The sequence below is a fragment of the Micromonospora sp. BRA006-A genome (assembly GCF_033433935.1).
GTDB lineage: Bacteria > Actinomycetota > Actinomycetes > Mycobacteriales > Micromonosporaceae > Micromonospora > Micromonospora aurantiaca.
In genome coordinates this window covers 6629169-6655372 of the sequence record NZ_JANCLW010000001.1, presented here as the reverse complement: position 1 = coordinate 6655372, position 26204 = coordinate 6629169, and the positions used below count along the sequence as shown (strand labels likewise).

Sequence of the window (26204 nt, the reverse complement as noted above, 5' to 3'; positions counted from 1 at the left end):
TTATGGCTTTTAGGCCGGGATACATCTATTAGATGTCCATATGCGCATATTGCGCCAATGCACCTGGTTCTTGTTACGCTCGGTCTTTGACCGGAGACTGAACGCATATTCAGCGCGCGCTTTCAAGTGGGATTATCGAGCCCTCATCACCGGGTGTCTCTAGCCGTTCGGTTTCGTCCTTCCGTAACATCCGCCACGACAACTCACAGAAAAAGCGCCGTTGCTCTCCGGCATCGGAAGTCCTGTGGTGAATCGAGTGCTATCTTCCGTAAGTCTGCATTTCGTATAGTCCACACGGGTGCGAGTAATTTCGATTGGCGCGCGCCGCGCGGGGGGAACAGTTGGTGGATATCCGGCTGCTGGGTGTGCCGGAGGTGTGGCAGGGAGCGGCCCCACTACCGCTCGGCACGCCCAAGCAGCAGACGGCGCTGGCGGTTCTGGTGCTGCACCGCGGCCAGCTGGTCACCGTCGACACGCTCGTCGACGAACTGTGGCCCGACGACCCGCCCCGCTCCGCCCTGGCGAACGTGCGGACGTACGTGGGCAACCTTCGGCGGACGTTCGATCGACACCACGGCCCGACCCTGGTTCGGCTCTCCGGCGGCTATCGCCTGGACGTGGACGACGAGCGGGTGGACGTGCGTCGTTTCGAGCACCTGACCGGTGAGGCGGCGTCGGCCTGGTCGGACGGGCAGCACGAACGTGTTGACGAGCTGCTCGGCCAGGGCGAACGTCTGTGGCGCGGTCCTCTGGTGGCTGGCCTGCGGGTGGGGCCGGTTCTGACGGCGCGCCGGGCGGCACTGGAGGAGCAGCGGCTGGCGGCGATCGAGCTTCGTGCCCGGCTCGATGTCGCACTCGGCCGCACCAGAGCGGCCATCGCGCTACTCACCGACCACGTGAACAGCCATCCCTATCGGGAGCAGGCGCATGCGCTGCTGGCCAGTGCGCTGAAGGCGGACGGGGACGCGGGCGGTGCGCTAGCCGTCATCCAACGGGCCGAGTCGATTCTCATCCGGCAACTCGGCGTGGAGCCGGGAACCGAACTGCTCAGTCTGCGGAGGTCGTTAATGGGCCGGACCGCAGGGCACTCGCCGTCCGCCGCCAGGAAGGGCGGTCCTGAGCGGGGAGGCGCGGTCACCTCGAGCGCGCGGCGGGTGCGCCCTCGCCACCTTCCGAGGAATTCCGCTGATTTCATCGGACGGCGAGAACTCGTCGAGCGGATGCTGGCGGAGATCGGAGCGTCGGGTGACGAAGCACCGACCGTACGTGTGATCGACGGTATGGCGGGCAGCGGCAAGACCCTCTTCGCGCTTCACCTGGCGCGCCTGCTCAGCGACCGGTACCCGGACGGGCAACTCTTCATCGATCTGCGGGGGCACACCGAGGGAGCCCCGGTCGAGCCGGGCGATGCCCTCACTGTGCTGCTTCGCCAACTGGAGGTACCGGCCGGCCGGATCCCCAGTGATCACGAGGAACGGGCCGGGTTGTGGCAGCGCGAGATGCGGGGTCGCCACGTCGTCCTCGTGCTGGACAACGCGGCCGACGGGCAGCAGGTGCAGCCGCTCCTGCCCGTCGGCTCAGGGTCGGCGGTGCTGGTGACCAGTCGTCGGCGGCTGTCGGTGAGCGACATCGGTCCGCCCGTCTCGCTTCCCGTGATGACCTCCGACGAGGCGGTGGAACTCCTGGCACGCACCGCCGGTACGGAGCGGATCAGCAAGGAACCGGATGCCGCGACGGAGGTGGCTCGCCGCTGCGGCCATCTGCCGCTGGCCGTCCGGCTGGCCGGCGGATGGTTGGCCCACCGGCCGGCCTGGCGAGTCGCCGACCTGGCTCGACGGCTGGAGGCCGGCGGCACCGTGCTGCGGCGGTTGGCGGTGGAGCAGCAGACCGTCGCCGGCGCCTTCTCGGCCTCCTACGAGCACCTGAGCGAACCCGTGAAATGGTTGTTCCGGCTGATCGGCCTGCACCCGGGCGACTCCTTCGACGCGCGCATGGCCGCCGCTCTCGCCGCTCTCCCGCTCGACCGGACGGAACGGATGCTGGACGACCTCCTCGACCAGCACCTGATCGAGGAGGTCGCTCCGGGGCGCTACCGGATGCACGATCTGATGCGTCAGTACTCGGCCGAACTCTTCCGTGAGTCGACGGATCCCGCGCAGCGCCGCCAGGCGGGCAATCGCCTGCTCGACCACGTCCTGCACCAGGTGGCGGTCCGGGCAAGCTCCCTGGACCAGCAGGTACTGGCTACCCACCTGCGCCTGGAGGCGCCGCTCCGCGCCGACCTGATCAACGAGAGCGACAAATCGGACATCGAATGGTTGGAGCAGGAGCGGCTCAACCTCATCGCGCTGATCAGATTCGCCCTTAAGGAAGAGGGGCACTCGGGATACGCCTGGCGCCTGGCACGGGCCATGTGGCGGTTCTGTTACATGCGGGGATACTTCGGTGACATCGTCGCCACCCACCAGACGGGCCTCACCGCTGCCGAGCGCAGCGGTGACCGTGCGGCACAGGCGGTCATGCACAACTACCTGGCGTCCGCGTACACCCGGACCGGCAGCTATCTGGACTCGCTGCGTCACCTCGAGGTGGCGGTGTCCATCTCCCGCGACCTGCACGACCGGCGCAACGAGCACCGTTACCGGGCGAACCTCGTGGTGGTCCACTGGCTCACGGGAAGCTCCGAGCGGTCGGTGAGTCTGGGACGGCAGTTGCTCCGGGAGGACACGCGGGGCGCGGTCGACCCGATCGTGGCCCTGCCCAACCTCGGGTACGCGCTGATCGCCGTCGGGCGGTATCCCGAAGCGCTCCGCGCCCATCGGCAGCACCTCTTCCTAGCTCGGTGCCAGGGCAACTGGTTTCACATGTCCAACGCGCTCGGCCACATCGCCTCGGTGGAGAACCGCCTCGGTAACCACCGCAAGGCGGCCCGTCTGATCGTGGCATCACTCCGGCTGCGCGAGCAGAACGGGCACCGGTTCGGTGAGGCGGAGGCTCGCAATGAACTCGGTATCGCGTACCGGCATGTGGGCCGGCTCGCAGAGGCACGAAGCCAGCACGAACTGGCTCTCGACCTGGCGAGGGACTCGAGTGACCGGCATGTGCAGGCGGCGGCGTCGAACGACCTCGGCCTGACACTGGCCGCGGCCGGACACGTCGACCAGGCCGTCTTCGCGCACCGTGAAGCCCTCGGCCTGGCCAGCCGCATCGCGCATCCCTACGAGCAGGGACGCGCCCTGAGTGCCCTGGCCGACCATCTGGCCGGAACGGACGCCGCCGAAGCGGACCGCTACCGGCAGCGCGCGCTGGCGATCTTCGAGCGGATGGGTGCGCCCGAGCGCCACGACCTGCGCCGACAGCTCGCCGAGACGCCTGCCTGAACCGGCTTATCGATTTCTTATCGCGGCGTTCGTTAGCGTCCCGGGCATCGGCCACGGGGAGGGTTCAGCGCCAGAGCGGACCCGGCCGAACGAGGCCCCCACCGCCAGTTCCCCCCAGCGAATCGGCGGTGGGCAGGTGAGGGAGGGGCGTCGTGCACGCGCACCCGACACGACGCTCCTCCCCGCCGCCGGCCGGAGCACCCACGCCGTCGTACCCGGCGGATAGGGTCGGGCCGTGACCGAACCCGCGCAGCTCACCCACGTCGACCCGGCCGGTGCGGCCCGGATGGTCGACGTCTCCGCCAAGCCGGTCTCGGGCCGGCTCGCGGTCGCCGCCGGCCGCCTCCGCACCACCGCCGAGGTGGTGGAGTTGCTGCGCCGCGACGGCCTGCCCAAGGGCGACGCGCTCGCCGTCGGCCGGCTCGCCGGCATCATGGGCGCCAAGCGCACCCCCGACCTGATCCCGCTCTGCCACCCGATCGCGCTGCACGGCGTCACAGTCGACCTCGACCTCACCGCCGACACGGTGGAGATCACCGCCACCGCGAAGACCGCCGACCGCACGGGCGTGGAGATGGAGGCGCTGACCGCGGTGGCGGTCGCCGGGCTGGCCCTTGTCGACATGGTGAAGGCGGTCGACCCGGCCGCGTCGGTGGACGCCGTCCGGGTGCTCCGCAAGGAGGGCGGCAAGACCGGCGAGTGGGTCCGGCCGGAGGACCGGCCGTGATCCGGGCCCGGGTGATCGTGGCGTCGAACCGGGCGGCCGCCGGGGTCTACGAGGACACCAGCGGCCCACTGCTCGTGACCGGGCTGCGGGAGCTGGGGTGCGAGGTCGACGACCCGGTGGTGGTGCCGGACGGCGAACCGGTCGGCGACGCCCTGCGCGCGGCCCGCGCCGAGGGCGTCGACGTGGTGCTGACCAGCGGCGGCACCGGCATCACCCCGACGGACCGCACACCCGACGTGACCCGCGCGCTGCTCGACTACGAGGTTCCCGGCATCGCCGAGGCGATCCGCGCGCACAGCCGCGACGCCGTGCCGACGGCGGCGCTGTCCCGGGGCCTGGCCGGGGTGGCCGGCCGGACGCTCGTGGTCAACCTGCCCGGTTCACGCGGCGGCGCCCGGGACGGTCTGGCGGTGCTCGGGCCGATCCTGCGGCACGCCGTCGACCAGCTTCGCGGCGGCGACCACTGAACCCGCGAGGCACGTGCCCCGGCGTTAGGCTCGCCGGATGAGCACGGAAACCGAAGCCGCCGCGGCCGAGGCGGGCACGCCACCACCGGCCGGGTGGGAGGAGGCCCGCTCCCGGGTGTACGCGGTGGGCCTGTCCGCCGCGCTCCCCGCGGTCGCCCGGCCGCTGGCCGAGGCCGACGGGCACACCCTGGCCGAGCCGCTGACCACACGTACCGACCTGCCCGCGTTCCCCACCTCCAGCGTGGACGGCTGGGCGGTACGCGGCGCGGGGCCGTGGCGCGTCGCCGGGCGGGTGCTCGCCGGGCAGACCGCACCTCCGCTGGAGGCCGACGGCAGCACGGTGGAGATCGCCACCGGCGCGATGGTCCCCGAGGGCACGACGGCGATCCTGCGGATCGAGGAGTCGACGCGTACGGCGGACGGCCTGGTGGCCGGCACGCCCCGCCCGGCGCCGGAGTGGCGGGAGCCGGGCGAGGAGGCGTACCTCGGGGAGGAACTGCTGCCCGCCGGCACGCCGGTGGACCCGGCGGTGATCGGCCTGGCCGCCTCCTGCGGGCACGACACGCTGCGGGTCCGCCGCCCACCCCGGGCCGCGCTGCTGGTCTTCGGCGACGAGTTGCTCACCTCGGGTCCGCCCGGCGCGGGCCGGGTCCGCGACGCGCTCGGCCCGTCGGTGCCGGCCTGGCTGCGCCGCTACGGCTGCCAGGTGCGCGCCGCCGACGTGGTCGGCCCGGTCGCCGACACGCTGCCCGCGCACGTGGCGGCGCTTCGGGGCGCGCTCGCCAACGCCGACCTGGTCTGCACGACCGGCGGCACCATGCACGGCCCGGTCGACCACCTGCACCCGACGCTGGAGGCGCTCGGCGCCGACTACGTGGTGAACACGGTGGCGGTGCGTCCGGGCTTCCCGATGCTGCTCGCCCGGCTGGTGGACGGGGACGGGCGGGTGCGGTTCGTGGCCGGCCTGCCCGGCAACCCGCAGTCGGCGGTGGTGGCGCTGGTGTCGCTCGTCGCACCCCTGCTCGCGGGTCTCACCGGCCGGCAGATGCCGGTGCTCCCGCACGTGAGGCTGGCCGAGCCGATTCCCGGGCGCGGCGACTACACCCATCTGGCGCTGGCCCGCTGGGACCGCGTCGCCGGCACCGCGTACCCGGTGCGGCACGTCGGCTCGGCGATGCTGCGCGGGCTGGCCGGAGCGGACGGGTTCGCGGTGATCCGGCCCGGCACCAGCGGCGCGGCCGGCGATCGGGTGCCGCTCGTGCCGCTGCCGTTGACCCCCGGGGAGCGGTTCGGGTGAGCGCGACGAACGAACCGACGGGAGACGTCGTGACAGTGGAAGCAGGCGTGGTGCTCGGCGCGGTGACCGACCGGCCGCTCGACCTGGCCGAACACGAGGCGGCGGTCGCCGACCGCCGGGCCGGTGCGGTGGTGTCCTTCCAGGGCGTGGTCCGCGACCACGACCACGGGCGGGCGGTCACCCGGCTGGAGTACGAGGGCCACCCCACCGCCGAGGCGGTGCTGCGCGAGGTGGCGGCCGAGATCGCGGCCGACCCGCAGGTGTACGCGGTGGCGGTGTCGCACCGGATCGGCCCGCTGGAGATCGGGGACGTGGCGCTGGTGGCGGCGGTCAGCACGGCGCATCGCGCGGCCGCGTTCGCCGCCTGCGCCCGGCTGGTCGACGAGGTGAAGGCGCGGCTGCCGATCTGGAAGCGGCAGGTCTTCGACGACGGCACCGAGGAGTGGGTGAACTGCCCCTGACCGGGCCGGCTCAGCGTCGGCCGGCGAGCGCGGCGGTGCGGCCCAGCCGCTCGTGGTAGAACGCTGGCTCGGCGCCGGGACGCCACGGTAGCGCCGCGACGAGCACGATCAGCGCGATGGCCAGAGAGTTCTCCATCAGCGCGCCGAACAGACCGTCCTGGTAGTGGGACACCTCGGGGAGCTGGTGCTCGTACGGCCAGATGGGTGAGATCAGGAACAGCAGGTAGAGCCCGAGCGCGCCGACGCCGTGGCGCAGGCCGGTCAACGTCGGGTACCAGATCGGTGGGCGCAGCGCCGGCACACCGTTTGCCGAGGGGCCGCCGGTGCCGCGCAGGGGCAGGCCGCGGCTGGCTTCGCGGCGGCGTACCGCGGCGTCGGCCAGCACGATGATCGACGGGATGACCCAGATCAGGTGGTGCGACCAGGAGATCGGGCTGATCACGTTGGCGGTGAGCCCGACCAGCGTGAACGCGGTCAACTCGTCGCCGTCGGCGCGGGCGCTCATCGCCCGGGACAGGCCCAGCGCCAGGATCAGCACCGAGAACGCCAGCCAGAGCAGGCCGGGCGTCTCGATCGAGTCGTAGAGCCGCGCCAGCAGACCGGCGAGGGACTGGTTGGCGGTCATGTCCGCCGCGCCGACCCGCTCGGTCTGCCAGAGCACGCCGGTGAAGTACGCGCGGGACTCCTCACCGAGCACACCGAACGTCGCGATGGTCACGCCGATCGTGGTGCCCACAGCGGTGAGCGCGGCCCGCCACTGCCGGGTGAGCATCAGGTAGGCCACGAACAGCGCCGGGGTGAGCTTGACCGCTGTGGCGAGACCGATGCCCACGCCGGCCCAGGCGCCGCTGTAGACGAACCGGGCCAGCGGCGAGTCGGCCGTCTCGTAGTGGGTGCCCCGCTTGGCCCGCCAGCGCAGGCCCACCATGTCCGCCATGATCAGCGCGAACAGCAGCAGGTTGACCTGCCCGTAGCCGAGCGTCTCCCGGGACGGTTCGATGGCGACGGCGAGCGGGGTGGCGATGCCGGCGGTGAACCAGAGCGGCCAGCCGAGGCGGTCCACGATGGGGCGTAGCAGCGCGGCGAGGACGACGGCGAGCGCGCCGATGCTGGCGAGCGCGTTGACGAAGCCGGCGCCGTCCACCGGCAGCCAGGTCATCGGCAGCATGACCAGGGCGGCGAACGGCGGGTAGGTGAAGCCCAGCGTGGTCGACGGCGCGACGAAGTCGTACAGCTCGTTGCCGCCGGCCCACCACAGCACCGCGCCGTGGTAGATCTTCATGTCGAAGAAGTTGTACGGCCGTCCGAAAGCGCCGATGGCGAGCCACGCGGCGTACGACACGGCGGCGACGACGCCGAGACGCACGACGATCCGGCGGTCGACGCGGGAGGTCGGGGCGAGGCGGTTGGTCCGTCTACCGACTGTCGTCGGCATGGCGTGGCCACCCCCGTACCAAGGTCGTCGTACCCGTCCAGGTCCAGAACGGAGCCTAGAACGGCGCCTCACGTTGCTGCCTCCCGCGTTACGCGACCGTGTCCGATCCCACACGTGTTTGCGACATTTCCACCGCGTTAACGGGTCTCGGACGGTTCAGGTGATTGGTGGCCTTGCGGGGGGTGGCGGGCCGTACGAAAACGCTTGTCAGCCGGGCATGCGGCGGGCGGTCGCCGCGGAGCGTACGGCGATCTTCGCCTCGCGACGAGCGGTGCGGACCGCGCGCGTGACCGACCGGCGCGAGTGGTCGATCCGGTGGCCGGCGCGCCAGCGCAGGCCCGGCTTGCCCTCGGTGTCGGCGGCGGCGAGGAGGAGGCCGCCGAGCAGGCCGAGGTTCTTCAGGAAGTGGATCTGGTTGTTGTTGCGCGCGGCCGGGTCGTCGTTGTTCCAGAAGGCGTGCCCGGCGGCGGTGGTCGGGATCAGCGTGCCTGCGAGCACCAGCGCGGCCGGGCGGGTGAACCGGCCGGTGGCGAGCATCAGGCCGCCGACGAGCTGGGTGGCGGCGTTGGCCCGGATCAGCGAGACCGTGTCGGTGGGGATACGGGGGTGCACGTTCTGGATCAGCGGGGCGACCTTCCCGGTGACCGGTTCCGCGGCCTGCACCAGGCGTTCCGGGTTGCGCAGGTTGCGGGCGCCGCTGACCACGAAGATGCCGCTCAACATGACTCGGGCGAGGGAGCGCACGGGCTTCATGGCTCAGTCTTACCCCGTCGGGGGCGTCGTCATCCCCGCAACACACGAAAGGTATCGGCCGACGTGGACGTCCGAACGGTATCGATTTCAGCGACCGTCGCGGATGGACCGGTCGCGTTCGGTAAGGTCGCGCGGGTGACGACGCTGCGACTACGCCCGGAGGGCCCCGCCGACGAGGCGCCGGTGGCCCGGGTGCTGGCCGCCGCCTTCGCCCGTCCCGACGTGGCCACCCCACCGGAGGTCGGCCTGGTCGAGGAACTGCGGCACAGCCCGGCGTGGATACCGGAGCTGGCCATGGTCGCCGAGTACGGCGGCGAGGTGGTGGCGTACGCGCTGCTCACGCGCGTCGGCGTGCGCACCGAACGCGGCACCTGGCCGGCGCTGGCCCTCGGTCCGGTGGCGGTGGCGCGGCACCGGCAGCGGCTGGGGCACGGCACGGCGGCGGTGCAGGCGGCCCTGGACGCCGCGACCGAGCTGGGCGAGCGGCTGGTGGTGGTGCTGGGCGACCCGGCCTACTACCGCCGGTTCGGGTTCGGCCCGGCGGACCGGCTGGGCCTCACCAGTCCCTGGTCCGGGCTGGGGGAGCCGTGGCAGGCGCTGGTGCTGCCGCCGTCGGTGAGCGGGGAGCCGCCACCGCCGGCCGGCGAGGTGGTCTTCCCGCCACCGTGGTCGCGGGTCTGAGGCCGTTTCAAGAGCAGCGGTCAGGCGGGCTGGGTACGCAGGTAGCGGCCGAAGTGCGGCACGGTGAACGCCACCGTTCCCCGCTCGCCGGAGTAGATCAGCCCCTTCTTGATGAGCGCGTCACGCGCCGGGGAGAGGCTGGCCGGCTTGCGGCCGAGCGCGCGGGCGATCTCGGCGGTCGGCACCGCCGCGTCCATGTCGTCCCGGCCGCCCTCCTCGCCGTCCACCAGCGCCAGCGTCGCCATCGCGCGCATGTACTCGCGTTCGGCAGGCGTGGCCCGTTCGAACCGGGAGCCGAAGAACCCCACCGCCAGTTCGGCCTCCGCCTCGGGCGCGGCGACCCGGACGTCCGCCGCGGTGATCGGGGAGCGGGGCGCGTGGTCCCAGGTGGCCTTGCCGTACGCCTGGACGAAGTAGGGATAGCCGCCGGACTTCTCGTAGAGCAGGTCGAGGGCCTTCTGCTCGTACTCGACCTCCTCCCGCTCGGCCGGCGCGCAGAGCGCCTGGTCGGCGGCGATCCGGTCGAGCCGGTCGATGCGCTGGTAGCGGTAGAGCCGTTCGGAGTACGACTTGGCGGCGCTGAGCACGGCCGGGAGGTGCGGCAGGCCCGCGCCCACGACGATCAGCGGCGCACCGAGCTGGGACAGCTCGTGGCAGGCCGCGCAGAGCGCGGAGACGTCCTCGGCGCCGACGTCCTGCATCTCGTCGATGAAGATCGCGATGCCGGTGCCGACGTCGGTGGCGACCGCCGCCGCGTCGCTGAGCAGTTCGACCAGGTCGATCTCGATGTCGCCGGAGTCGGCGCGGCCGCTGCTCGCCGGTACGTCGATGCCGGGCTGCCAGCGGTCGCGCAGCTTGGGCGCCGCGCTGCCGCGCCCGGTGGGGGTGGAGCGTTGCGCGAACGCCTTGAGGACGCCGAGGAACGCGTCGATCCGGTCCGGTGCGCGGTGCCGGGGTGCCAGTTCGCGGACCGCCATGTGCAGCGCGGCGGCGATCGGGCGGCGCAGCGACTGGTCCGGCCGGGCCTCGATCTTGCCGGTGCCCCAGAGGTGGTTGATCGCCTCGGAACGCAGCGTGTTGAGCAGTACCGTCTTGCCGACTCCCCGCAGGCCGGTGAGCATCAGGCTGCGTTCGGGGCGACCGCGGGCGATCCGTTCCAGCACCACGTCGAAGACGTCCAGTTCCCGCCCCCGCCCGGCGAGTTCGGGCGGGCGCTGGCCGGCGCCCGGTGCGTACGGGTTGCGGACCGGATCCACGAATCGCACAGTATCGGGTTCTCTAGTGACCAGGCTAGATGCGCGTAGAGGCGGCTACCGCGTGTCGGCCTCGATACAAAACTAGGGCTGTCTAGCATCCACGCTAGACAGCCCTAGTTTTGGTTACCGACAGGCGGACAGGGTCAGCGGCGCTTCAGGCAGAGCACGAAGTCGAGCGTGTCCAGCTCACTGTCGAAGAAGTACCAGTCGGTGTAACCGGCCACCTTCCCGCACTTCGCCTCCGCGTCCTTCTTGCCGCTCGTCGCGCCGTCGATGCGGCGCAGCACCTCGTACGTCTTCGGGGCGCAGTCGGCGATCACCAGCTTCGGCTGGCCGCCGCCACCCTCGTTGGCGACGCACTGGCCCGCCTTGACGAAACGCGGATCGGTCGACGAGGCCGGGGCCGCCGTCGTGGGCGTCGTGTCGGCCGGTTCGCTCGGCGGCACCGCCTCGCCGGTCGGATCCGCGGCCGGCGGGGTGGCGGCCGTCGTGCCGCCGGTCGGGGTCTGCTCGTCCCGGCCCAGCATCCAGTACGCCCCGGCGCCAACCAGCAGCAGCACGGCCAGCACGATGACCACCACCAGCAGCGGGCCCTTCCCGCGCTTCGGCGGCGCCGGCTCGGCGTACGGCGGCTGACCACCCCCGTACTGCGGCCCGGCATAGGGGTCACCCGGAGGGCCCTGCTGCGGGGACCAGGCCGGGCCCGGCTCGAAGCGCTGCGTCGGTGGCCCGTACTGATCGGCCGGCGGGCCGTACCGGTCGGCGGGCCCGTGCTGCTGGGTGGGCGGCCCGTACTGGTCGGGCGGGCCGTACTGATCGGCGGGCGGGCCGTACGGCCGCGCGCCCGGCGGGCCGTACCGCGGATCCGGCTGCGGGGCGTAACGCGGATCGCCCTGCGGCGCGTAGCGGGGGTCGGGCTGCGGGGCGTAGCCGTCGTCGGGCCGTCCCCAGGGGTCGGGAGAGCCGCCACCCGGTGGACCGAAGTTCGACATGAACGCCTCCTGCGTACGCCAGTGCTGAGAGGCCGGCCACCAACTGGGACGCCGACGCCGTGGTCACCGTAGCGTGGTCAGACGATGAGCTCACGCCCCACGAGTGCGACGAACGTCGTCGATTCCGCGACGCCGCCGGCCCGCACCGCGCTGATCTGGACCGCTCTCGTGCTGGTCTACCTGCTGTGGGGCTCGACCTACCTGGGCATCCGGGTGGCCGTCGAGTCCCTGCCGCCACTGATCTCCGCGGCCATGCGGTTCGCCGCCGCCGCTGTGGTGCTCGCCGTCGTGCTGCGCCTGCGGCGCGGACCCGGCGCCCTGCGGGTGCCCGCGCGTCGCGTCGGCTCGGCCGCGCTGATCGGCGTGCTGCTGCTCGCCGGCGGCAACGGTCTGGTGGTGCTCGCCGAGTCCGGCCCGCCCGGGACCGCCGTACCGTCCGGTGTGGCGGCGCTGCTCGTCGCCACCGTGCCGCTGCTCGTGGTCCTCCTGCGGACGGCAGGCGGGGACCGGCCGCGACCCTGGACGTTCCTCGGGGTGGCGCTCGGCTTCGCCGGCCTGGTCCTGCTCGTGCTGCCCCGGGACGGGGTCGACGGCGTGCCGGTGGCGGGCGCGCTGACCGTGGTCGCGGCGGCGGCGAGCTGGTCGGTCGGCTCGTACCTGTCCGGGAAGATCCTGATGCCCGCCGACCCGTTCGTGGCCACCGTCTACGAGATGGTCGCCGGCGCGGCGGTGCTCGCGCTCGTCGGCGTGGCCCGGGGCGAGCTGCGCGACTTCTCCTTCGCCGACGTGACCGGGCGGTCCTGGGCGGCGCTGGCCTACCTGATGGCGGCCGGATCGCTTGTCGCCTTCACCGCGTACGTCTGGCTGCTCGCCCACGCGCCGATCTCCCTGGTCTCCACCTACGCGTACGTGAACCCGGTGGTCGCGGTGGCACTCGGCGCGCTGTTCATCGCCGAACCGATCACCTCGCAGGTGCTGATGGGCGGCGCGGTCATCGTGGTCGGCGTGGCGGTGGTGGTGAGCACCGAGCGTCCCCGCCGGTCCCCGCCACCAGCCGTCGACGGGACGGCCGGGGAGCCCGCCCGGCGGTAGCGTCCCGGCCCGTGTCGGCGCTGCTGGTGACGGGGACCGTCCTGCTCGGTGCGGCGGCCGGGTGGGCGGCGGTGCCGGTCGGCCGGTCGCTCGTCACGGTGCCCCCTGGCGGCGCCCCGCGCCGGAGCACGCTCGCCCTGGTCGGCGTCGTGGTGTTCGGCGGGCTCGCCGCCACCAGGAGCACCGACCCGGCACTGCCCGCGCTGCTGCTGGTCGCCGCCGCCGGGCTGGTCCTCACGGTCACCGACCTGACCGCGCTGCGGCTGCCCGACCCGCTCGTCGGCGTGGTCGCGCTCGGCGGCCTCGGCCTGGCCGCGGCCACGGCGGCCACCGGCGAACCGCGCCGCCTGGCCGTCGCGGTGGCCGGGGCCGCGCTCTCCTTCATCGGGTACGCGCTGCTGGCCCTGCTGCCCCGCGCCCGGCTCGGCTTCGGCGACGTGAAGCTCGCCGCCGCGCTCGGACTTCCGCTGGGCTGGCTCGGCTGGCCGGCGCTGCGGCTCGGGCTGCTCCTGCCGCACGTGCTCGCCGGAACCGCGGTGCTCGTCCTGCTCGCTACCGGCCGGGTACGCCGGGACACGCCGGTGCCGTTCGGCCCGGCGCTGCTCGGCGGCGCGTGGCTCGCCGCCGTCCTCACCTGAATCGTGCGGGCCTGGACCGGCGTTCGTGGCCCGCCGGACCCGCGCCGGTCAGATCAGACGGAGCTGGTGGTCCTTCGGGCGGCGGGGCTCGGTCGCGTCCAGGCGCTCGAACAACGCCGGGTCGATCACGCCGAGGAACGGCGACGGGCGGGTGTCCCGTTCCGCGCCGTGCCGGGTACGCCGGCCCGCGTGGCTGACGTAGAGCCGGTCCTGCGCCCGGGTCAGCCCGACGAAGAACAGCCGCCGCTCCTCGGCCACCGCGTCGTCGTCCGGCTCGGCGCCGGGCCAGCGCAGCGGCAGCAGACCGTCCTCGGCGCCGACCAGGAACACCACCGGGAACTCCAGGCCCTTCGCCGCGTGCAGCGTGAGCAGCGTGACCGCCTCGGCGCGCGGGTCCAGCGCGTCCACCTCCGCGCCGGTGGCGAGCTGGTTGAGGAACAGGTCCAGGTCGTCGCCGCAGCGCCGGGCCAGCGGGGTGAGCAGGTCCACCGCCGTGCGGACGTCCTCGGGGCGTACCGCGCCGGAGCCGTCCAGCGTGGGCACGGCGAAGCGCTCGGCCAGGATCTGCCCGGCCTGCCGTACCCGGGCGGCGAGCGAGCCGTCGAGCCCGGCGTGGCGCAGTTCGCGGGCGATCGCCGGCACGCCCGGCCGGTCGCGCAGCCGGTCGTGCGAGCGCTTCTGCACCGGGACGTTCGCCCGGGCCAGCGCGTCCACGATCGGCGCGGCCTGCGCGTCGGTGCGGTACAGCACCGCGATGTCGGAGAAGGACAGCGAGGTGGTCCGCCCGTCGATCCGCCCCGAGTCGAGCGAGCGGTGGGACAGGCCGCCGACCAGCTCGTCCACGGTACGGGCCACGAAGTCGGCCTCGTCGTAGGCGGAACTCGCCGCGTACCGGCCGACAAGCGGCGCCTCCGGGTCGAGCCGGGCCGGGTCGAGACGACGGCCGCGCACCAGCGACGACGGCGCGATGGCCTGCACGGCGGCGGCCAGGATCGGCGCGGAGGAGCGGTAGTTGCGGTTCAGCCGGACCAGCCGGGCGTCGGTGAAGTCCTGCGAGAAGCGCAGGAAGTAGCCCACGTCGGCGCCCCGGAACGAGTAGATCGCCTGGTCCGGGTCGCCGATCGCGCACAGGTTCCCGTCCGGCGGGCTGAGCAGCCGCAGCAGCTCGTACTGCACCGCGTCGACGTCCTGGTACTCGTCGACGAAGATCCACTTCCACCGCTCGCGGTACTCCCGGACCAGCTTCCGATCACCCTTCAGCAGGGCCACCGGCAGCGTCAGCAGCTCGTCCAGGTCGACCAGGTCCCGCTTGCGCAGCAGTGCCACGTACCGCTCGTCGTCGTCACCGGCCTCGGCACGCGCCGCCGACCGGTCCGCGTCGTCGGCGATCCGGAAGTCCGCCGGCAGCCCGGCCGCCGCCGCGTTCTCCCGCAGCACGGTCAGGCCGAGCGAGTGGAACGTGCCGACGGTGACGTCCTCGGCGACCGGGCCGAGCAGCCCGTCCAGCCGGTGCCGCAGCTCCTCGGCCGCCCGCCGGGTGAACGTGATCGCCAGGCACTGGTCGGGGAAGACGTTCAGCTCCGCGCACAGGTACGCGATCCGGTGGGTGAGCGTCCGGGTCTTGCCGGTGCCCGGACCGGCCACGATCAGCAGCGGGCCACCCGGCGCCGAAGCGGCCACCCGCTGCATCGCGTCCAGCCGATCCAGCAGACCGGTGCCGACCTCCTCCATCCCGGCGAGCATCGGCTCGAACGGCTCGTGCGGAGACGGCGGCGGCGCGATCGGGGGCGCGGGCGGCGGCGTGCGCTTCGGCTCCGGCCGGCCCGCCGCCGGGCGCTTGGCCTTCGGCTTCGGTGCCGGCTCCGCGGGCCGCCGCTGCGCGGGCACCGGTACGTCGAACAGCGTCTCCTGCCCGGCCCGGCCACCCGCAGCACCCAGTTCCGCCGGATCGAACAGCGTGATCACGCCGTACTCCCCGTCGTAGCCCGGCACCCGGCGCACGTCGCCGCGGCGCAGCCGGCCGATGCCCTCCGCGAGCAGCTCACCGCCGACGCGGCCGATCTCCTCGATCGGGGTACGCGTGAGGATCTCCAGCTCCGGGCCGAGCGCGGCGATCAGCTCGTTGAGCTTGCCCTCGACCTTCTTCGACCGCGCGCCGACCCGGTTCAGCTCGCCCAGGATCTCGGCCAGTGGCACCAGATGCGTCACCTCGCGGGCGTGTGCCGGACGGTGCCCCGCCGGGCGGTCCGCCAGCTCCTCGATCCGGCTGAGTACGCCCACCGTCAGCGGCTTGCCGCACTCCGGGCAGCGCCCGCCCGCCTCGCGGGTCCGCTCCGGCGACCAGTTCACGCCGCACAGGCGGTGCCCGTCGGCGTGGTACTTGCCCTCCTCCGGGAAGAACTCCACGGTGCCCGCGAGCCCGTCACCGGTACGCAGCGCCTCGCGGATCGCGAAGTAGTCGCGGGCGGCGGTCAGGACCGTCGCCTCCCGGGCCAGCGCGGGCGGCGAGTGCGCGTCCGAGTTCGACACCAGCTGGTAGCGGTCCAGGCTGCCGACCCGCCAGTTCATCTCCGGGTCGGACGACAGGCCGGTCTCCACCGCGAAGATGTGCTCGGCCAGGTCGGCGTAGCAGTCGGCGATCGCGTCGAAGCCGGACTTCGAGCCGAGCGCGGAGAACCACGGCGTCCAGATGTGCGCGGGCACCAGGTAGCCGTCCGGGCTCGCCTCCAGCGTGATCTCCAGCAGGTCGCGGGAGTCCAGCCCGAGGATCGGCCGGCCGTCCGAGCCGAGGTTGCCGATCCGGCCCAGCGCGGTGTTGAACCGGGCCACCGCGTCCAGGTCCGGCAGGTAGATCAGGTGGTGCACCTTGCGCGTCCGGTCGTCGCGCTTGTAGATCGTGGAGATCTCCACGCTCAGCATGTACCGGACCGGGTCGGCCTCCGCCTCACTGGCCAGCCGGGGCGGCAGCCGCCGGGCCACGTCCTGCTCCGCCTCGGGTGAGAGCCGGTACAGGCCCGGCTCGGCCGGGTGCAGCGTCTCGCGCAGGTGGTCGTACCAGGCGGGATGGGTGAAGTCGCCGGTGCCGAGCACGCCGATGCCCTTGCGCCGGGCCCACCAGGCCAGGTTCGGCAGGGTCAGGTCGCGGCTGCACGCGCGGGAGTACTTCGAGTGGATGTGCAGATCCGCGACGTACGGCGGGAGGCCACCGGGGGGTGCGGCGCTGAACGGAGGCACGCCGCATCCTGTCACGTCCGGTCCACCGCCCGCCCGTCGCCACGCGTACGGGTGACCTGAGCAATGCGGTGCTGGACTCGGCGGCCCGTGCACGCTATTGAGCGCGCAGCTCGACGAGCGTCACCTGGGGAGGCGCGCCCACCCGTACCGGCGGGCCCCAGAAGCCGGCGCCGTTCGTGACGTAGACCTTCGTGCCGTCGACCTCGCCGAGACCGGAGACCACCGGTTGTTCGAGCTTCACCGCCAGGTTGAACGGCACCATCTGGCCGCCGTGCGTGTGCCCGGAGAGCTGGAGGTCGACGCCGAACTTCGCCGCCTCCTGCGCGGCCACCGGCTGGTGCGCCAGCAGTACCACCGGCCGGCTCGGGTCGCGGTCGCCGAGGGCGGCGGCGTAGTCGGCGGGCGCGGCCACCCCGGTGCCGGCGGCGCTCACGTCGTTCACCCCGGCGAGGTCCAGCACACCGCCCCGGGCCTGGATCTCCTGTCGCTCGTTCTGGAGCACGCGCAGGCCGAGCCGGTCCACCTCGCGGACCCACTCCTCCACACCGGAGTAGTACTCGTGGTTGCCGGTGACGAAGAAGCTGCCGTACCGGGACCGCAGGTCGCGCAGCGGCTCGGCGGCCTCACCCAACTCGGCCACCGTGCCGTCGACCAGGTCACCGACCACTGCGACCAGGTCGGCGTCCATCCGGTTGATCATCGCGACGATCCGCTCGGTGTGCGCCCTGCCGCGCAGCGGCCCGAGGTGGATGTCCGAGACGGTGGCGATACGCAGGCCGTCCATGCTCCGGGGCAGCTTGGCCAGCGGGATCTGCACCCGGTCGAGCTGCGGCGGGCCCATCGCGGTGCGCACGCCGTAGCCGGTGACGCCGGCGGCGGTGAGCCCGGCGAAGATCGCCGCCCCGCGCGCGAGCAGCAGCCGCCGGGAGGGGTCGTGGTCCGGCGCGTGGGTGCCGGGCGGCGGCGCGTCGGTGCTGTCGACAGGCGGCGGCGTCGTACCCTCCGCGGTCGCGGCGCCGACGAGCGCGGGCTCCGGCTCCGGACCGGCGGCGACCGCCGCGCGGGCTCGGCGACGCAGCACGAGCCGGACCACGGCGGTCGGCACCTCCAGGACCAGCAGCAGCACGAGCAGGTAGAACATGAGTGCGACCCAGAGGTAGCCGGGCCAGGCCAGCCAGTACCAGCCGTTGCGGGTGCCCGCCATGGTCACCGGTACGAGCACCGCCAGCGCCGCGATCGCCACCGTGCCCGCCCGGCGCCACCGCCCGGGGCACGTGGTGTCCCGGACCAGCCGCTTCCACAGGTAGAAGTGGATCAGGCCGATCACGAGCACGACGAAGCCCAGGAATGTCGCCATGGCCAGCACGTGTGCCCCCCTCAGCCGCCCGCGAAGGGCGGCAGCACGTCCACCGTCACCCCGGCCGGCAACAGTGCCCGTCGATCATGACAGGCCACGCCGTCGACCAGGAAACTCGCCGCCTTCAGCACCACCGCGAGGCGTTCGCCGTGCCGGGCGGCCAGTTCATCGAGGAGTTCGTCCAGTGACACGCCCGCGGATGCGGTCTCCTCGGGTCGTCCGGCGGCCGCGCGGGCGCCGGCGAAGTAGCGGACGGTGAGCTCCACCCTCAGCCTCCGATCGCCGACATCGAGCGTGCGGGCTGGAGGAACGTGGGGTCGTCGATGCCGTGCCCGGCCCGCTTGGCCCACATCGCGGACCGCCAGCGCCGGGCCAGCTCCTCGTCGTCCGCGCCGTCGCGCAACGCGCCGCGCAGGTCCGACTCCTCGGTGGCGAACAGACAGTTGCGCACCTGGCCGTCGGCGGTGAGCCGGGTGCGGTCGCAGTCGCCGCAGAACGGCCGGGTCACGCTGGCGATCACCCCGACCCGGGCCGGCCCGCCGTCCACCAGCCACGTCTCGGCCGGTGCCGCGCCCCGCTCGGACGGGTCCGGCGTGAGCGCGAACGCGGCGTGCAGGGACGCCAGGATCTCGTCGGCGGTGACCATGGTCGAGCGGTCCCAGCCGTGCTGGGCGTCGAGCGGCATCTGCTCGATGAACCGCAGCTCGTAGCCGTGCGCGAGGGCGAACCGGAGCAGCGCGGGCGCCTCGTCGTCATTCGTTCCCCGCATGAGCACCGAGTTGATCTTCACCGGGGTCAGCCCGGCTTCGGCGGCCCCGGCCAGCCCGGCGAGTACGTCGGGGAGCCGGTCGCGGCGGGTCAGCGCGGTGAACCGGTCCCGGTCCAGCGTGTCGAGCGAGACGTTGACGCGGTCCAGCCCGGCCGCGCGCAGCGCCGGCGCCATGCGGGCCAGGCCGATGCCGTTTGTGGTCAGCGAGATGCGCGGCCGGGGCGTGAGCGCGGCGACCGCCGCCACGATGCCGGGCAGGCCGGGCCGGATGAGCGGCTCACCGCCGGTGAAGCGCACCTCGGTGATGCCGAGCCGGGTCACCGCGACACCCACCAGCCGGACGATCTCGTCGTCGGTGAGTAGCTGCGGATTGGCCAGCCAGGGCAGGCCCTCGGCCGGCATGCAGTAGGTGCAGCGCAGGTTGCACTTGTCGGTGAGCGAGACCCGCAGGTCCCGGGCGACACGGCCGTACCGGTCGGCGAGGACGCCGTCGGTCGTCGTCCGGGGGGTGCTCATCGGTCGACCGTAGCGCGGTCGAGCCCGCGGAGGGCGGCACGGGCGGTGGAACCCACGGCGTCCGCGTACGCCGCGCCGAAGATCGCGGTGTGCACGAGCAGCAGATGCAACTGGTGCAGCGGCACCCGCTCCCGCCACCCGTCGGCGAGCGGCCACGCCTCCCGGTAGGCCGACATGATCCGGTCCAAGTGTGGCGGGCCGCCGAACAGCGCGAGCTGCGCCAGGTCGGTCTCGCGGTGGCCGCCGTGCGCGGCCGGATCGACCAGCCACACCCGGCCGTCGGCGCCCCAGAGCAGATTGCCCGGCCAGAGATCGCCGTGCAGCCGGGCCGGCGGCTCGTCACCGCCGAACTCGCCGATCCGGTCGACGACCTGCTCGACGAGCGCCGCCCCGGCGCCGTCGAGCGCGCCACCGTCGACCGACATGCGCAGGTAGGGCAGGAGGCGGCGCCGGGCGAACCAGTCCGGCCACGGACCGGGGTCGGGCGTGTTGTCCTGCGGCAGCGCGCCGATGAACCCCGGCCAGTCCGCGCCGAACGCGGGCGCTCCGGCGCGGTGCAGCCCGGCCAGGTCGCGGCCGAACGCCTCCGCGGCCTCCGGCGTCGGTTCGCCGGGCTCCACCCAGTCGAGCGCCAGCAGGTCGGGCAACGCGACGAACACATCCGGTACGGGCACCGAGCCGGCCTCGCGCAGCCAGCGCAGTCCGGCCGCCTCGGCGGCGAAGAAGCCCTCCGGCAGCGGACGCGCGGCCCGTTCCGGCCACGTCTTGGCGAACACCGAGTGCCCGTCGTCCAGCGTGAGCCGGGAGGCGGCGCAGATGTCACCACCGGACACCGGCGTCTCCCGGATCCGCTGGTGGGTCAGGAAGGTCGGCAGGTGCTCCGGGTGTGCCCGCAGGTACGCCAGGTCCATGTGCGCAAGGTAGCCGGTACCCCGGACATCCGTGTGCCGAGCGACGCCACCGATCGCCACTGAGCTGCACCGATACGCTCCGTATCTGTGGACGGGCGGCGTGTCGTCCACAGGGACGGACGCGGTGGCACTCCACCGCCCACGCTCCCGGCATGAACTCCACCGAGCCAGCGCGCCTCTCCGTCCGCTCGCCGGCCGACATGGTCGCGGCCGTGCCCTACCTGCTCGGCTTCCATCCCGCCGACAGCGTCGTGGTGGTCGCGGTACGCGGCCGCCGCGTCGTCTTCGCCGCCCGAGGCGACCTGCCCGCACCGGGCGCCGACCCAGGCCCGGCGGCTCGGCACCTGGCACAGGTGGTGGCCCGGCAGGACGCCGACGCCGCCACAGTCGTCGGCTACGGTCCGGCCGCCCGGGTGACGGGGATCGTGGACGCGATCGGCGACGCGCTGACCGCCACCGGTCTAGTGGTGCTCGACGCGCTACGGGTCACCGACGGGCGCTGGTGGTCGTACCTGTGCGCCGAGCCGTCCTGCTGCCCACCCGAGGGCACCCCGTACGACCCGGCCGCCAGCCAGGTCAGCGCGGCCGCCGTGTTCGCCGGTCAGGTCGCGCTGCCCGACCGGGCCGCGCTCGCGGCACAGGTGTCCCCGCTCGACGGGCCGGTCCGGCTCGCCATGCGCCGGGCCACCGCTCGGGCCCGTCTCCGCCTGGCCGCGCTCACCGGGCCCCCGTCCGCACCGTCGGCCGGAAGCCCGCTGGGCGGCGCACCGGCCGACGGCTCCGGGCCGGGCGGACAGTCGCCGGTTCCGGCCGACGGCCCCGGATCGGACGGGGAGTTGCCGGTTCCGGCGGACGGCCCCGCATCGGGTGCGGCGCCGCGTGCGGTGCGGACGGCGGGCACGGCAGCCGTGCGAGCCGCCTTTCGCCGGCAGCGGCGCGGCGAGCGGATGGACGACGACGAGGTGGCCTGGCTGACAGTGCTCCTCGTCCACGTCGCGGTACGCGACCACGCCTGGTCCCGCACCGACGGCCGGGGCGAGGACATCAGCCTCTGGACGGACGTGCTGCGCCGCGCCGAGCCGGACCTGATCGCCGCGCCGGGCTGCCTGCTCGCGTTCGCCGCCTGGCGATCGGGGCACGGGGCACTGGCCGCCGTCGCCCTGGAACGGGTGTTGTCCGCCCACCCCGGCTATTCGCTCGCGGTGCTGCTCGACGAGGCGCTCCGGCGCGGCGTCGCCCCGTCCGCGCTGGACGGCCGGGGCGGTTCGAACGACGGCGCGGTGCTGCGCCGCCGCCGACGCCGGCCAGGCGGGTGAACGCTCACCCGCCCGCCGGGCCGGCCACGTCCGTGATGCCGGTGCCGTCAGCCGCCGACGCGCGCTGCCCCGGTGTAGACGTTCATGGTCGGCCCGCGCAGGAAGCCGACAAGCGTCATCCCGGCCTCCTCGGCCAGCTCGACCGCGAGCGTGCTCGGCGCGGACACCGCCGCGAGCAGCGGCACGCCTGCCATCCAGGCCTTCTGGGTGAGTTCGAAGCTGGCCCGTCCGGAGACCAGCAGCACGTGCCCGGCCAGCGGCAGCCGCCCTTCCCGGGTGGCCCAGCCGAGCACCTTGTCCACCGCGTTGTGCCGCCCGACGTCCTCGCGCAGCACGACGAGGTCACCGTCGGGGGTGAAGAGGCCGGCGGCGTGCAGGCCGCCGGTGCGGTCGAAGGCGCGCTGCGCGGCACGCAGCCGGTCCGGCAGCCCGGCCAGCAGGTCGGCGGTGACCACCAGCGGGTCGTCCCGCACCGCGAACTGCGAGCGGGTGCGTACCGAGTCGATGCTCGCCTTGCCGCACACGCCGCACGAGCTGGTGGTGTAGAAGTTGCGCGCCGGGTCGGTGACGGGTTCCGGAACGCCGGGCGAGAGCACCACGTCGACCACGTTGTACGTGTTCGGCGTCTCCGCCCCGGCGCAGAGCTGCGCGGTGTGCACGTCCTCCGCCGACCGGATCAGCCCTTCGGTGAGCAGGAAGCCGATCGCCAGGTCCAGGTCGTCGCCGGGCGTACGCATCGTCACCGCCAGCGGCCGGCGTCGACCCGGGCCGGCCGCGCCGACGCGGATCTCCAGCGGCTCCTCAACGGCCAGGGTGTCCTGCCGCCGGATCCGCCCCCGGCCGTCCCCGGCCGCGTCGAGGTCGATCCGCAGCACACCACGCCGATCCGTCGCCCGTCCCATGCCGCCATCCTCCCCGGGCGCCCCGCCGCCCGCACGTCGCCCCAGGTCTTCCCGCCCCCACCCACCCCGCCCCCGGCCGCCCCAGGCCGCCCGGGGCAGGCCGGGGCCCGATGATCGACACCAGTTCGGCGAAGTGGCGGTATCGGAGGGCCCTGGATGCCACCACTTCGGCGGAAAGCAGTCGATCAACGTCGGAAAACCGCCAACAACGCCGGGCAGAGCCCCGAGCCGGGAAGCGACGACGTGGCTGTGGCTACTGTGAGGCGGTGACGGGGTACGCGGCGATCCTGCTCGCCGGTGGTGCGGCGCGGCGGATGGGCGGGGTGGACAAGCCGGCCCGGGCGGTAGGCGGCCGGCCGATGCTGCACCGGGTACTGGACGCGGTGGCCGACGCGGACCAGCGGATCGTGGTCGGCTCGTCCGGCCCGCTGCCCAGGGGAGTCCGGACGGCCCGGGAGGAGCCGCCCGGGGGCGGTCCGGTGGCCGCCACGGCAGCCGGGTTGGCGTTGCTCGAACCCGGTACGACGACAGTCGCAGTGCTCGCCGCCGACCTGCCGCTGCTCACCACCGCAGCGGTGGCCGAGCTGCGACGCGCGCTCGCCGCCTGTCACCCCCGCGACGACCCGCCGCCCGCGCTCGACGCCGCAGCCAGCGAGCCGGAAGACGCACCTGCCGCCGCCGAGCCGGAAGACGCACCGGCAGCCGCCGGGCCGGAAGACGCACCTGCCGTCTGGCGGGAGACGTTGGACGGCCGGTCCGCCGGGCTCGCCTGCTACGTGGACCGGGACGGCCGGCGCCAGCACCTGTGCGCGATCTGGCGGGTACCGGCCCTGCGGTCCGCCCTCGACCGGCTCGCCGTGACGCGGGGCGGCTCGCTCGACGGCGCGCCGGTACGCGGGCTGCTGGCCGACGTCGCCGTACGCGAGGTGTCCTGGTCCGGCTCGGGGCCGCCGCCGTGGTTCGACTGCGACACTGACGAGGACGTACGCCGGGCGGAGGAGTGGACGAGATGACGGTGCTGGACGACTGGGTCACGGCGGTCTGCGCCGAACTGGACCTGGACCCGGCGGGGGTGCCCGTGCCGACTGTGCTCGACGTGGCCCGGGACGTGGCCCACCAGGTGGTCCGGCCGGGTGCGCCGGTCACCGCGTACCTGCTGGGGCTGGCGGTGGGGCGCGGCGCGGACCCGGCCGCGGCGGCCGAGCGGCTCAGTGCGCTGGCCGGGTCCTGGCCGGTGGACCTGGGTGGTTCCACACCTGAGGATTAGCGCCTCGCGCGGGATTCGGTCCCCTTCGCCCCTGGGTAGGGTGGCGGGAACGGACGGAGGCGATCATGACGGCGGACCACCCCTCGGAGCCGGTCGACGAGCCTGCCGGCGGCGCGCCGGAGCACCACGCCACCGGCGCGACGTCGGCGCACCACGCCACCGGCGGCGCGCCGGAGCACCACGAGTCGATCCTGCTCGACGAGCCGACCACTGCTGATCTGCGGGCCAAGGTCACCGAGGCCTGGCGCGAGTTCGCCCGGGCGCTCGCCGACCGGCTGCGCGAGCTGCCCTCCGGTGGGCACCTGGAGGTCACGCTCGACCCGACCGCCTCGGGCACCGGCGACGCCGTCTACTCGGTGAGCGTGGACGCGGGCGAGGAGGGGCGCCTCTCGGGCCGCGCGGTCGGAAACGCCACGCTGCCGCAGGGCTACCGGCTGGACCGGGCGGCGGTGGCCGACATGGTCGCGCTCGGCTGGTCGCCGCCGGGTGTGGTGCCGGGTTCCGGTGAGCAGTTCGGGCTGGACTGCGGCACCGACGAGTCGACCCGGCTGGCCGCCGTGCTGTCCCGGACGCTGCGTGACGTCTACGGTGCACCGCACCCGGCCTTCCTCGTCTACCTGGTGCACGACGCCGAGGGCGACGCGCTTCCCGTGGAGCCGCTCGGTACCGCACGCAGCGAGTTCGGCCCGGACCGCGACGTCGAGGCCGACCTGGACGAGGCGCTGGCCGCGGCGGCGGCCGCGCAGTCCGGCGAGAACGACGTGCTGGCCCTGGAGGAGCGGGTCCGTACCGTCGTGTCGACGATGCTGAAGTCCGCGTCCGACCAGCTCCAGGTCGACTCCGACGGCGACATCAACATCCGGGCCGGCTCGGCCATGGTCTTCGTCCGGGTGCGCGACAACCCGCCGCTCGTGGACGTCTTCTCGCCGGTGCTGACCGAGGTCGAGCCGACCGAGCGCCTGTACGTGAAGCTCTCCGAGCTGACCAACCGGATGCCGATCGGCCGGCTCTACTGCGCCGACGACACGGTGTGGGCCTCGATCCCGGTGTTCGGCCGCAACTTCCAGCCCACCCACCTGATGCTCGCGGTGCAGGTGATGACCGGTCTCGCCGACGAGCTGGACGACCGTCTGCACGGCGAGTTCGGCGGCAAGCGCTTCTTCGGCGAGGGCGACAAGCCGGCCCGGGCCGAGGAGCACCGCACCGGCATGTACCTCTGAGCGCTGCTCAGCGTACGTCGAGCAAGGTCTTGCCCAGGGTTTCCCGGGCCTCGATCGCGGCGTGCGCGGCGGCGGCCCGTTCCAGCGGGAAGCGCTGCCCGATCAACGGCCGCAGCCGCCCGGCCGCGCCCTCGGCGAGCGCCGCCTCGGTGAGGGCGCGCAGCTCGTCCGGGCCGGGCCGGGGGCTCAGCAGCGTCACCCCGCGTGCGGCTGCCGACTCGGCCGGGATGTCCGCCCAGGTGCCGCCGGCCAGCCCGAAGCTGAGCATTCGCCCACCGCGGTCCAGCAGGTCGAACGCCTCCCGGGCGAGCGGCCCGCCCACGCCGTCGAACATCACGTCGACGGCGCCCACGGCGTCCCGGACCCGGTCGGCCCAGCCCGCCTGCCGGTAGTCGACCGCCACGTCTAGGCCGGCGGCGCGGAGCACGCCCACCTTGCGGCCGCCGCCGGCCGCGGCCACCACCGTCGCGCCGGCGGCGGCCGCGAGCTGCGTGAGCAGCGACCCGACGCCGCCGGCCGCCGCCTCGACCAGCACCCGGTCGCCGGGCCGCAGCCCGGCCGCCCGGGCCAGCATCAGGGCGGTCCGGCCGTCGGCCATCAGCGCCACCGCCGCGTCCAGCGGCAACCCCGGGGGTACGGGGACAGGCGCGTCCCGGTCGACGACGACGCGCTCGGCGTACCCGCCGGTGCCGCCGGTGGCGGTGACCACGACGCGGCCGGCGAGCGCCGGATCGACGCCCGGGCCCAGCGCGGTGATCGTGCCGCCGACCCCGTTACCGGGGATCACCGGCAGTGCGGTGCCGAACGGCCCGAAGCCGCTGGCCCGGAACATCGTCTCGACGAACGTGATGTTCGCGTGCGCCACGTCGACGAGGACCTGGCCCGGTCCGGGTGCCGGGTCGGGTGCCGTCCCGGGCACGAGCACCTCCGGTCCGCCGAACTCCCGCAGCCACACCGCACGCATACCGCCTCCTCGTGTCTCGCCGGTCACGGGGTCCAGTGCACGACATGAAGCGAGGTTGAGGTCAAGGCGTGGACGGTCCGACGCCGGGGGACTCGACCAGCCGGGAGAGCACGATGGTGCTGCGCGACGACGTGACGAACGATTCGGCGCGTAGCCGTTCCAGCGCCTCCTCCAGGTGGGCGATGTCCGCGGCGCGCAGGTGCACGAGCGCGTCCGCCTCGCCGGAGACGGTGTACGCGCCGACCACCTCGGGGTGGCGGCGGGCGGCGGCGCCGATCTGCGCCGGTGTGGTCCGGCCGGCGCAGAACAGCTCGACGAACGCCTCGGTGGTCCAGCCGACCGCGGCCGGGTCGACGACGGCGGTGAATCCCCGGATCACCCCGGCGGATCGGAGGCGGTCGACGCGTCGCTTGACGGCGGGGGCGGAGAGTGACACCCGGCTGCCGATGTCCGCGTACGAGGCGCGAGCATCCGCGACGAGTAACGCAATGATTCGCTGGTCGACCGCGTCTATCTGCAACGTTCCGCTCCCGGGAAGCAATGCTTGTGGCTGTTACCAAAGTTGTACC

Annotated in this window: 24 protein-coding genes; 12 read left to right on the top strand and 12 right to left on the bottom strand. The window is 73.8% G+C overall.

Translation table 11 applies throughout. The features are described 5' to 3' along the window. Nucleotides 1-344 precede the first annotated feature (344 nt). The 5 genes from NMK34_RS30525 (at nt 345) to NMK34_RS30505 (ending at nt 6332) form a co-directional block, all read left to right on the top strand. Nucleotides 345-3380 carry an AfsR/SARP family transcriptional regulator gene (locus tag NMK34_RS30525; protein ID WP_318336196.1) on the top strand — a complete coding sequence of 1012 codons (3036 nt, stop codon included), beginning with the start codon at nt 345-347 and terminating at the stop codon, nt 3378-3380. A gap of 235 nt (nt 3381-3615) precedes the next feature. Continuing rightward, nucleotides 3616-4107 carry a cyclic pyranopterin monophosphate synthase MoaC gene (gene moaC, locus NMK34_RS30520; RefSeq protein ID WP_013289345.1) on the top strand — a complete coding sequence of 164 codons (492 nt, stop codon included), beginning with the start codon at nt 3616-3618 and terminating at the stop codon, nt 4105-4107. Continuing rightward, nucleotides 4104-4574, top strand: coding sequence for a MogA/MoaB family molybdenum cofactor biosynthesis protein (locus NMK34_RS30515; RefSeq protein ID WP_318336195.1), 471 nt, complete (start codon nt 4104-4106; stop codon nt 4572-4574). Before moaC ends, NMK34_RS30515 begins: the two co-directional genes overlap by 4 nt. Before the next feature lie 37 nt (nt 4575-4611). Next, nucleotides 4612-5871, top strand: coding sequence for a molybdopterin molybdotransferase MoeA (locus tag NMK34_RS30510; RefSeq protein WP_318336194.1), 1260 nt, complete (start codon nt 4612-4614; stop codon nt 5869-5871). A gap of 35 nt (nt 5872-5906) precedes the next feature. Further along, nucleotides 5907-6332, top strand: coding sequence for a molybdenum cofactor biosynthesis protein MoaE (locus NMK34_RS30505; protein ID WP_262013026.1), 426 nt, complete (start codon nt 5907-5909; stop codon nt 6330-6332). A gap of 10 nt (nt 6333-6342) precedes the next feature. Here the strand turns inward: NMK34_RS30505 and NMK34_RS30500 are convergent, their stop codons facing one another. Together NMK34_RS30500 and NMK34_RS30495 are read right to left on the bottom strand one after the other, a co-directional pair. Then, nucleotides 6343-7767: a glycosyltransferase 87 family protein gene (locus NMK34_RS30500; protein WP_318336193.1), complete on the bottom strand. Its 1425-nt coding sequence runs from the start codon at nt 7765-7767 to the stop codon at nt 6343-6345. 207 nt (nt 7768-7974) lie between these two features. After that, nucleotides 7975-8520, bottom strand: coding sequence for a DoxX family protein (locus tag NMK34_RS30495; RefSeq protein ID WP_135242562.1), 546 nt, complete (start codon nt 8518-8520; stop codon nt 7975-7977). Between the two features lie 135 nt (nt 8521-8655). On the opposite strand from NMK34_RS30495, the gene NMK34_RS30490 reads away from it, so the two are divergent. Further along, entirely contained in the window at nt 8656-9201 is a 546-nt protein-coding gene (locus NMK34_RS30490) for a GNAT family N-acetyltransferase (RefSeq protein ID WP_135242561.1), read from the top strand. A gap of 20 nt (nt 9202-9221) precedes the next feature. Here NMK34_RS30490 and NMK34_RS30485 read toward each other — a convergent pair whose 3' ends face one another. Together NMK34_RS30485 and NMK34_RS30480 are read right to left on the bottom strand one after the other, a co-directional pair. Next, nucleotides 9222-10457, bottom strand: a complete 1236-nt coding sequence (locus tag NMK34_RS30485; RefSeq protein ID WP_318336192.1) for an ATP-binding protein — start codon at nt 10455-10457, stop codon at nt 9222-9224. Nucleotides 10458-10600: 143 nt separating this feature from the next. After that, a complete protein-coding gene (locus NMK34_RS30480) occupies nt 10601-11449 on the bottom strand; it encodes a flagellar basal body protein FliL (protein ID WP_318336191.1) in 849 nt (282 codons plus the stop codon). A gap of 84 nt (nt 11450-11533) precedes the next feature. Between NMK34_RS30480 and NMK34_RS30475 the strand changes: the two genes are divergently transcribed. Then, nucleotides 11534-12541 (top strand): EamA family transporter, encoded by a 1008-nt coding sequence (locus NMK34_RS30475; RefSeq protein ID WP_318336190.1) that lies wholly within the window; start codon nt 11534-11536, stop codon nt 12539-12541. A gap of 11 nt (nt 12542-12552) precedes the next feature. After that, the gene (locus NMK34_RS30470) at nt 12553-13179 is read left to right on the top strand and encodes an A24 family peptidase (RefSeq protein ID WP_318336189.1); all 627 of its coding nucleotides are present in this window, start codon (nt 12553-12555) and stop codon (nt 13177-13179) included. Between the two features lie 48 nt (nt 13180-13227). Here NMK34_RS30470 and NMK34_RS30465 read toward each other — a convergent pair whose 3' ends face one another. The 5 genes from NMK34_RS30465 to NMK34_RS30445 form a co-directional block, all read right to left on the bottom strand. Further along, nucleotides 13228-16413, bottom strand: a complete 3186-nt coding sequence (locus NMK34_RS30465; RefSeq protein ID WP_318336188.1) for a UvrD-helicase domain-containing protein — start codon at nt 16411-16413, stop codon at nt 13228-13230. A gap of 94 nt (nt 16414-16507) precedes the next feature. Next, entirely contained in the window at nt 16508-17770 is a 1263-nt protein-coding gene (locus tag NMK34_RS30460) for a metallophosphoesterase (RefSeq protein WP_412098936.1), read from the bottom strand. A gap of 20 nt (nt 17771-17790) precedes the next feature. After that, nucleotides 17791-18036, bottom strand: coding sequence for a MoaD/ThiS family protein (locus NMK34_RS30455; protein WP_194800319.1), 246 nt, complete (start codon nt 18034-18036; stop codon nt 17791-17793). 2 nt (nt 18037-18038) lie between these two features. Next, nucleotides 18039-19055, bottom strand: a complete 1017-nt coding sequence (gene moaA / locus NMK34_RS30450) for a GTP 3',8-cyclase MoaA (protein ID WP_318336186.1) — start codon at nt 19053-19055, stop codon at nt 18039-18041. Continuing rightward, a complete protein-coding gene (locus NMK34_RS30445) occupies nt 19052-19966 on the bottom strand; it encodes a fructosamine kinase family protein (RefSeq protein ID WP_318336185.1) in 915 nt (304 codons plus the stop codon). The genes moaA and NMK34_RS30445 overlap by 4 nt, the downstream gene beginning before the upstream one ends. Nucleotides 19967-20118: 152 nt before the next feature. On the opposite strand from NMK34_RS30445, the gene NMK34_RS30440 reads away from it, so the two are divergent. After that, nucleotides 20119-21282: a DUF4192 domain-containing protein gene (locus NMK34_RS30440; protein WP_318336184.1), complete on the top strand. Its 1164-nt coding sequence runs from the start codon at nt 20119-20121 to the stop codon at nt 21280-21282. A 47-nt stretch (nt 21283-21329) separates the two neighbouring features. On the opposite strand, the gene fdhD is transcribed toward NMK34_RS30440, so the two are convergent. Next, nucleotides 21330-22184, bottom strand: coding sequence for a formate dehydrogenase accessory sulfurtransferase FdhD (gene fdhD, locus NMK34_RS30435; RefSeq protein ID WP_318336183.1), 855 nt, complete (start codon nt 22182-22184; stop codon nt 21330-21332). Between the two features lie 266 nt (nt 22185-22450). On the opposite strand from fdhD, the gene NMK34_RS30430 reads away from it, so the two are divergent. The 3 genes from NMK34_RS30430 (at nt 22451) to NMK34_RS30420 (ending at nt 24671) form a co-directional block, all read left to right on the top strand. Beyond that, on the top strand, nt 22451-23197 hold the full coding sequence (locus NMK34_RS30430; protein WP_318336182.1) for a molybdenum cofactor guanylyltransferase: 747 nt from the start codon (nt 22451-22453) through the stop codon (nt 23195-23197). After that, nucleotides 23194-23451, top strand: coding sequence for a DUF6457 domain-containing protein (locus NMK34_RS30425; protein ID WP_013289326.1), 258 nt, complete (start codon nt 23194-23196; stop codon nt 23449-23451). Before NMK34_RS30430 ends, NMK34_RS30425 begins: the two co-directional genes overlap by 4 nt. A 65-nt stretch (nt 23452-23516) precedes the next feature. Next, a complete protein-coding gene (locus tag NMK34_RS30420) occupies nt 23517-24671 on the top strand; it encodes a T3SS (YopN, CesT) and YbjN peptide-binding chaperone 1 (RefSeq protein ID WP_318336181.1) in 1155 nt (384 codons plus the stop codon). Between the two features lie 7 nt (nt 24672-24678). Here the strand turns inward: NMK34_RS30420 and NMK34_RS30415 are convergent, their stop codons facing one another. Together NMK34_RS30415 and NMK34_RS30410 are read right to left on the bottom strand one after the other, a co-directional pair. Continuing rightward, complete coding sequence (locus NMK34_RS30415; RefSeq protein ID WP_318336180.1) at nt 24679-25635, bottom strand: zinc-binding dehydrogenase; 957 nt, start codon at nt 25633-25635, stop codon at nt 24679-24681. Between the two features lie 61 nt (nt 25636-25696). Further along, the gene (locus NMK34_RS30410) at nt 25697-26155 is read right to left on the bottom strand and encodes an Lrp/AsnC family transcriptional regulator (protein WP_026268389.1); all 459 of its coding nucleotides are present in this window, start codon (nt 26153-26155) and stop codon (nt 25697-25699) included. Between the last annotated feature and the right edge of the window lie 49 nt (nt 26156-26204).